Origin of the sequence: Desulfococcus sp. (assembly GCF_041737845.1) — a bacterium.
GTDB lineage: Bacteria > Desulfobacterota > Desulfobacteria > Desulfobacterales > Desulfococcaceae > Desulfococcus.
In genome coordinates this window covers 1-4,647 of sequence record NZ_JBGSQX010000120.1, presented here as the reverse complement: position 1 = coordinate 4,647, position 4,647 = coordinate 1, and the positions used below count along the sequence as shown (strand labels likewise).

Below are 4,647 nucleotides of genomic sequence, written 5' to 3'. Positions count from 1 at the left end.
TGGCGCCTTTCCGCCGGGATGGATTGTCGGTTGCATCTGCCATGGCCGACTCCTGATGTCTGTTATAGATTGAAGGTTCGCAGGGCGCCCGTCCCGCCGTTTACGGCAATCAACCGGCCGGTGATCGGTCCGGAATTCATGGGCAGGGAGGGTTCCCTTTAGCTGTTCGCGGCATGGCGATGTGCCTCAGGCGGAGGCATTGGCGCGCAGCGAAGTCAGCAGGGCTTCGGGAGTGGGGTGATCGGCCGGCCCCTCGGCGTGGTGGCCGAAGCGGATGCGACCCTCCGGGTCGATGATGAAGACACCGGGGAGCTGGCGCACATCCCCTTGGGGCATGCCCAACCCGTGCCCCCCGGCCATGGCTTTCAGGCCCTTGACGACCATCCCCGCGGAGAGCAGGGATCCGGCGGAGGCTCGTTTCAGTCGAAACGCCTCGAAAAGCCGCCTTTCCGGATCTGCGATCATGGGAAAAGGAACCTCAAACCGCGTCTTGAACGCCGCCGTCTCCTCTACGCTGCCCAGCCCGACGAGCACCACTTGAGCCCCCTGCTCTTCAAATGCGTCTTTCCGTTGGCGCAACTGCGCCACCTGCTCGCGGCAGAAGGGTCAGCCGTAATGCCTCAGAAAAACCAACACCAGGAAACCCTTCTCCCAGAACCGGTTCAGGCGGGTTTGTGAGCCGTCCCACAACTGAACCTCCATCTCGCCGATCACCGTCATGTTCAGCTCCATTGGCGTCTCCTTTCATCGTGCCTGCAGGGGCGGGTTTCAAACCCGCCCCTACGGCGGCATCCTAATGCTCCCGTTTCCAGATCCGTTCACCGTTGCGATAGACCGCTTTGATGCGATGCAATGGCACCATGTGGGATTCCCCCGCATCATCGACAATCTGAACTGAGAAATGATCCCCCGGTTCCTGAAAAACCTGCCGGAGGGGCACCCAACAGATCCGATCCTGGAGGCGGTCGTAATACCCGATCCGGAAATCGGCATTCGCAAATCCCCTGTCCCATCGGATGCGATTCAGCAACTCGCGAATCGGCGTCACGGCTTCCATTTCCCTTTCACTGTCCGGATGCATCCAGAACGCGGTCGCGGTTTTTGTTAACTGATACAACGCTTATGCTAAACGAAGATCTGATGCAATGGTTTTCATGTTGCTGCGGTCAACGGTTTCACCGGGGCATTGACAACATGACCCCGGATGGGGTTAACTGCGTCTTCCCTCATCAGCAATCTGGCGTCACCCCTGAGAACGCCTCTCTCCTCCCGGATCTGGAAACTGGTGGGGAGGGAAACCGGATGCACCCATTTGCTGACCTTGCTGACGGCCATGGCGCCGACTGCCTTTCAAGGCACCTGGAGCGCCAGGGTCGGAAAGCCCGTTGATTTTGAAACATAGGCCGGCATGATGGGCAACCTGAAAAACTCCTGCTGGGTCTGGCGCGAGGGCGGTCCGCTGGAAAAAATTGGATTCGGGACAAATAAGGACTCAATCCGGTTTTTGTCAGGTTGACCGGAAGGCGGCGATATCAGGGGGCAGCAAAACGGATAGAGCCACACAGCCAGGGAGGAATGGTCACATGCGGCAATTATTCAGGGTTGGGGCGTTGATCGCCTTTTTGGGTTTATGCGGAGAGGGTCGTGCGGATCTGTACTTTCCCCACATTGCGGTCGGAGTCGACTGGCAGACCGAGATCTGCGTGATCAACACCGGCGGGCAAAAGACCGTGACGGGTTCTCTCGATCCGTACGACACTGCCGGAAAACGGGTATCGCAGGCAGTTCCCATCAACCTGGGACCCCATGCCCGTCAAGAGTTTTCCATCGCCGCCGCATTCAGCAATCCGGGCAGCATCGCCTATATCATTTTATCCACGGCCAGTGAGGATGTCTGCGGCTACGCCAAATTCTTCACCCCGGGAACCTGGCGCGCGGCCGTGCCGGCCGTTTCCAGAATCAATACCGGTCAGATCTACATTCCCCACATCGCATCGAACCCCGACTGGTGGACGGGCGTCAGCCTCCTCAACACGACATCGGGGCCCAGGTCCGCCGTCATCGCGTTCAACACGGGCCAGACCCTTCCCCTCCCCCTGGCAGCGGGCGAGCGGCGCATTTTCACCATCCGCAGCCTGTTCGGCGGTCAGCCGCAGCCCGGCATTCGATGCGCGACCGTCACGGGCGCCGGCGGGGTCATCGGGATCGAACTCTTTGGCAGCACGCCCGCCAGCGGCAGGCGTTATCTGGGCGGCATCCTGCTGAAGGACGCCGCCGACACCCAGCTCGATTTTCCCCACATTGTCCAAAGCGCCGCGTGGTGGACCGGTCTTGCCGCCGTCAACCCTTCCGGCCTTGCCGCCGATGTCACCATCACCCCCTACACCCGAGGCGGCCTGCCCCTGAAGAGCCAAACCCGGCAAATCCAGGGCGACGCCAATTTCTTCGCCGATGCGGCGAATATGAATCTGCCGGACAAGACCGCATGGCTGCGGATGAAATCCTCCATACCGCTTGCGGGGATTCAACTGGTCGGAACGTTGGATGGGAGACAGATGGCGGGCTGCGGCGTCGTCGGCATCGGCCGAAAGGAGGGCATCTTTCCCAAGCTGAACAAAATCGGCTGGACGGGCGTTGCCTTGATCAATGCCGAAGCCGGAAAGACAGCCCTCACCTTGAGGGCCTATAACGACAAGGGCGACAGGATCGCCGAGGCGCCCTTGTCGCTGGAGGGGCGCGAAAAAATCGTGGCCCTGCCCCAGGATCTTTTTTCGGAACCGATCGATGCCGCCACCTACCTTCGCTATACGGCCGGCAAATGGATCGTGGGCTTTCAATTGAACAGCGACGGCGCAGATCTGATCGACGGTCTACCGACCCTGGCGGCGGGCCATGAACCGACCTCCGCCGATTCCTTCTCCAATGCCAAGCCCTACATCGATGTCGTGGTCGACGATGGCGTGGTTGATTTTGGCCGGCTGGACGATATCAGAAGACGGTATGGGGTGGGGCCGACCACCGGGACCGGACCTTATGTGCAGCCCACGTTTATCCATCCGATTCCTTTTCCCAATCTCTACGATTCCGCTGAGCCGATCTCCATGGCCCTTCCCAGTTGGGGGGTCTATTTCCCGCCGCCCGTCGTCCCCCCATGGAATGCAGGCAGACCGCCGGGGACCGCCGGCACGGCCCTGAAGACGATTCCCATGATTGACCGCCCCAACGGCCGCGGGCATGTGAACCCCGTCCAGAACCCCTGGGGCATGACCGTTGTGACCGCCATCGTGGCGGATGCCGACGGCGAGTCGGACTGGATCGAGGCGCGGTTCATGCTCCCGAAGCCCATCATGGAAAAGGGTAACCTCTATGCGGCCGTCGAGACCCCCGATCTCCCGGTCGGGGCCATCATCGACACCGAGATCAAGCTCGCAGAATACAGCCGAACCCTTTCGGAGTACGCAAATCTGGGCCAGCTTCCGCTGCAGCCCCACCGGCGCACCCCCATCCTGCCAAACGGCAGGCCCAACCCGCTCTTCGCCCCTCGAAACTTCATCACGACCACGGAGTCGGCCCGCATGCCGCCCCGGGAATTTCCCTACATCATCGCCTTCAGCAGCGGCGGCGACGCCTCCGGCGGCGGCATCATCGAGGGCCAGACGGTCACGGAGGCCCCCAACCCCCAGGGTCTCACCCCCCGGGGCCAGGTATCGCAGGTGGTCGTTGCGGCGGGAAGCTGGACGAAACAAGACGCCCAGGGGTACCTGTGGCTCATTCCCGTACAGGATGATTTCTGGGACTTCCGGCACAATCCGGACGGCGTGCCGGCCCTGTATGTCGGGTCCGTTCAAAAGGCCATCTGCTCCTTCGTGGGCCAGGCCCTCCCCGTCATCTGGGAAGCCCCGGCCGATCCGGATCCTCAGAACACCACCCACGACAGGCGCCACGTCAATCCGCCGGGCAGCATCGTACCGAGAGGGGGCGATATCAACATTGAAGCGCGGGTGGCAGATGCCTTCGACCCGGTGGAACAGCGGGATTTCGGCCCGGTGGCCTACCCCGACCCGGATGCCGTTTCGAAATAGCACGGGCTGGTGCTCAACCTGTCCGGCCCCGGGTCGGTGACCGTGCGGCAGGCGGCGGGCGGGAGCCTTGATCTTTTCGGGGGATTCCCTCCGGTTGACGTAACAAGACGCAACTGCGGATATGCGCCGGCGTCGGCTGCTTCGAGGCGGCCCGCGCCGAGGTCGGCGCCTGTCAGGATCGGCTACGCAGAGAGAGAGACAGGCCTGATCAGGTAATCCCGTCCCCGGGGGCGGCCATGTCGGCGACGGCGCCCAGGGGCACCATCCGGACGGGGGCCCGGGCGGACAGGACTCCCAGGGCCTCCGGGCCTTTCCCGGTGAGGGCGCCCAGGATATCGGAAAGGATCGGGCCGCAGATCCGCCCCTGGCAGCTGCCCATGCCCGCGCGGGTCGCTTTCTTGAGGGCGTCCACCGCTGCCGCGCCGCCCTCGATCTGCCGGCGCAGGTCGCCCATCTTCACCCCTTCGCAGCGGCAGATTACGGTCTCGTCGGGGATATCGAGGCAGCCGGCCGCCGGGATGCGGCACATGCGGTTGAGGAACCCGCCGTACCGGAGCTCGCGCCG

General features: G+C 62.7%; 4 protein-coding genes. 1 reads left to right on the top strand and 3 read right to left on the bottom strand.

The genetic code is table 11. The annotated features are described in order from the left end of the window. Positions 1–186: 186 nt before the first annotated feature. Entirely contained in the window at positions 187–732 is a 546-nt protein-coding gene (locus tag ACEW8N_RS14300) for a SelL-related redox protein (protein ID WP_373500512.1), read from the bottom strand. Positions 733–793: 61 nt separating this feature from the next. After that, positions 794–1,048, bottom strand: coding sequence for a DUF504 domain-containing protein (locus tag ACEW8N_RS14295; protein ID WP_373500511.1), 255 nt, complete (start codon positions 1,046–1,048; stop codon positions 794–796). A gap of 535 nt (positions 1,049–1,583) precedes the next feature. Between ACEW8N_RS14295 and ACEW8N_RS14290 the strand changes: the two genes are divergently transcribed. Further along, a complete protein-coding gene (locus ACEW8N_RS14290) occupies positions 1,584–4,082 on the top strand; it encodes a hypothetical protein (RefSeq protein ID WP_373500510.1) in 2,499 nt (832 codons plus the stop codon). Positions 4,083–4,290: 208 nt separating this feature from the next. On the opposite strand, the gene ACEW8N_RS14285 is transcribed toward ACEW8N_RS14290, so the two are convergent. Further along, on the bottom strand, positions 4,291–4,647 hold a 357-nt coding region (locus ACEW8N_RS14285; RefSeq protein ID WP_373500509.1), incomplete at its 5' end, for a (2Fe-2S)-binding protein.